The sequence below is a fragment of the Kitasatospora sp. NPDC057518 genome, assembly GCF_042802075.1.
GTDB lineage: Bacteria > Actinomycetota > Actinomycetes > Streptomycetales > Streptomycetaceae > Kitasatospora.
Map to the genome: position 1 here is coordinate 1 of NZ_JBHVEU010000750.1, position 1,974 is coordinate 1,974.

Annotated in this window: 2 protein-coding genes and 1 tRNA gene; all 3 read right to left on the reverse strand. The window is 74.6% G+C overall.

Annotation, left to right across the window (positions count from 1 at the left end):
• Window positions 1-3: 3 nt before the first annotated feature.
• A tRNA-Pro gene (locus ACFU7Z_RS39070) sits at window positions 4-77 on the reverse strand.
• A gap of 100 nt (window positions 78-177) precedes the next feature.
• Complete coding sequence (locus tag ACFU7Z_RS39075) at window positions 178-1,122, reverse strand: metallophosphoesterase (protein WP_049658238.1); 945 nt, start codon at window positions 1,120-1,122, stop codon at window positions 178-180.
• Window positions 1,122-1,832, reverse strand: coding sequence for a CGNR zinc finger domain-containing protein (locus ACFU7Z_RS39080; protein WP_380782914.1), 711 nt, complete (start codon window positions 1,830-1,832; stop codon window positions 1,122-1,124). Before ACFU7Z_RS39080 ends, ACFU7Z_RS39075 begins: the two co-directional genes overlap by 1 nt.
• Window positions 1,833-1,974: the final 142 nt, after the last annotated feature.

Sequence of the window (1,974 nt, forward strand, 5' to 3'; positions counted from 1 at the left end):
GGGTCGGGGTGGCGGGATTTGAACCCACGGCCTCTTCGTCCCGAACGAAGCGCGCTACCAAGCTGCGCCACACCCCGGTCTTGCGGTTTGTCGCTCCGTCTCCTTCGCGACGAGTAGAACTCTACCGGACGCTCGCCGAGACACGAAATCCGGTTTCGAGCGGGCGTCCGGTGGGGGTCAGCGGGCTGCCGGGACGAGGGTGAGGAGGGTGGCCTCGGGGGGGCAGGCGAAGCGGACGGGGGTGTAGCGGTTGGTGCCGCAGCCGGCCGAGACGTGGAGGTGGGAGCGGTGGCCGCCGGCGGTGTGGGTGGAGAGGCCCTTGACCCGGCGGGTGTCGATGTCGCAGTTGGTGACCAGGGCGCCGTAGAAGGGGATGCAGAGCTGGCCGCCGTGGGTGTGGCCGGCCAGGATCAGCGGGTAGCGGTCGGCGGTGAAGGCGTCGAGGACGCGCAGGTAGGGCGCGTGGACGACGGCGAGGGAGAGGTCGGCGTCGGGGGACGGGCCGCCGGCGACCTCGCTGTAGCGGTCGCGCCGGATGTGCGGGTCGTCGAGGCCGGTGAACTCCAGGTCGAGCCCGTTCACGGTGAGCCGGCCGCGGGTGTTGGTGAGGTCGAGCCAGCCGGCCGCGTCGAAGCCGTCGCGGAGCTTCTCCCAGGGGTTGTGGACGGCGCCGGTGATGCCGCGGCGGGCGGTGCCGTCGGGGTTGTTCATGCCGTGGGCGCCGCTGCGCATGGCCTGGAGGTAGCGGGCCGGGTTCTTGCGGGCCGGGCCGTAGTAGTCGTTGGAGCCGAAGACGTAGACGCCGGGGAACTCCATGAGCGGCCCGAGCGCGTCGAGGGTGGCCGGGACGCCGAGCGGGTCGGAGAGGTTGTCGCCGGTGTTGACCACCAGGTCGGGGCGCAGGCCGGCCAGGCTCTTCAGCCAGCGCTGCTTCTTGCCCTGCCCGCTCACCATGTGGATGTCGGACACCTGGAGGACCCGGATCGGGCGGGCGCCGCGCGGGAGGACGGGGACCTCGATCCGGCGGAGGCGGAAGGCCCGGACCTCGTACCCGACGGAGTAGGCGAGACAGGCGGCGCCGGTGGCGGCGATGCCGAGGGGAACGGAGTACAGCGGTCGCATCAGCCCATGCTCTCAGACGGTCGATCAGCCTGTGTACGCCCGGAGTCGGGGGCGGGGGCGGTGGTCGGCGGGGCCTCCTCGGAGTCCCGGCGGGCGCGTAGCGCGCGGACCTTGTGGCGGTTGCCGCAGCGCTCCATGGAGCACCAGCGGCGCCGGCCCGGCCGCGAGGTGTCGACGAAGATCAGTTGGCAGTTGTCGGCGCCGCATTCCCGGACCCGGTCCGCGTACGGGCCGGTGAGCAGGGCGATGGCGTCCCGGGCGAGGGTGGAGACCAGCTGGGCCCCGTCGGCGGGCAGCGGGGCGGCCGCGGTGCCGTCGGGGGCGATCCGGGGGACCAGCGGCGGGTGCTCGGCGGCCCGGTTGAGGACGGCGTGGTCCGCGGGCGTGCCCCGGCCGCCGTGGGCGCGGGCGGCGGCCAGGCGCCAGAGGGCGTCGCGCAGGGTGCGGGCGGCGGCGAGCTGGGCGGGGGAGATCCGTACGGCGTCGGCGGGCAGTCGCAGTCGGGACGGCGGGAGCCAGGCGGCGAGGTCGGCGGGCCGGTGCAGCACCTCGTACCGGGCGTACGGGCCGGGGCCGCCGGTGGTGAGCAGTTCCAGGCAGAGGGCGCCGGGGTCGAAGTGGAAGCGGCCGCCCCCGGGGGTGGTGAGGAGCAGCCCGGGCGGGGTGGCGGGCGGTCCGTCGGCGGCGCTGCGGTCGGCTGCGTCGGTCATGCGGCCCAGGATAGGTGTAACCGGGATGAAGGGTTACGGGCCGGGAGGGCGGACTACCAGGCGGGGGCGGCGGTCGACCGCGGCGAGCTGACCCGCGCTCAGAAAGCCCGTGCCGCCCGTGCCAGGAGCAGTGCTCCAGGCG